The sequence below is a fragment of the Halorubrum sp. SS7 genome, assembly GCF_005435055.1.
Taxonomy (GTDB): domain Archaea; phylum Halobacteriota; class Halobacteria; order Halobacteriales; family Haloferacaceae; genus Halorubrum; species Halorubrum salinarum.
The window spans coordinates 1-657 of record NZ_SGXV01000221.1 but is presented as its reverse complement, the minus strand read 5'-3'; the positions used below and the strand labels follow the sequence as shown (position 1 = coordinate 657).

The following is a 657-nucleotide window of genomic DNA, read 5'->3' as shown; positions in this document are numbered from 1 at the left end:
ATCTGGTCGCCGGACACCGCGCCTGAACTGTGGTCCGACGTCAACTCGGACTGGCCGGACGAGCCGTTCGACCTCTACGGGCCGGCGAGTACGTCGGGGACGTACGACTACTTCATCGAGGCGGTCATCGGAGAGACCGAGGCGGACCAGGACATCCGCAGCGACTTCGAGGGCACCGAGGAGGACGACCTGATCGCGCAGGGCGTCTCCGGGAACCGATACGCGCTCGGCTACCTCCCCTTCGCGTACTACACGAACAACCCGGACACGGTCAAGGCGCTCAGTCTCAGCGAGGGCGGCAGCGACCCGGTCGAGCCCAGCCTCCAAGCCGCACAGAGCGGGAGTTACCCGCTCGCTCGGCCGCTGTTCAGCTACGGCCACATGGGCAAGATCCAGGAGAAGAACCACCTCCAGGCGTTCATCGAGTTCTACATCAACGAGGCCGCCAAAGACTACGTCGCCGAGGACATCGGCTACGTGCCGGCCAGCCAGGACATGGTCGACAGCAACCTCGCCAACCTCGAGGAGGCGATCGCCGGCGAGTACGAGTACAGCGCGTAACGCCCGAAGGGGAACGCTGATTACACACCTCACGTTTTACCAATCTGAATGAGCAACGAATCGGACAGCGGGGTCGGGTCGCTCCAACGGAGCGGG

At 64.2% G+C, this 657-nt stretch carries 1 protein-coding gene; it reads left to right on the top strand.

Annotation, left to right across the window (positions count from 1 at the left end; genetic code table 11):
* The coding region (locus EXE44_RS17725; RefSeq protein WP_199241269.1) for a substrate-binding domain-containing protein at positions 1 to 561 on the top strand (561 nt) is incomplete at its 5' end.
* Positions 562 to 657 lie beyond the last annotated feature (96 nt).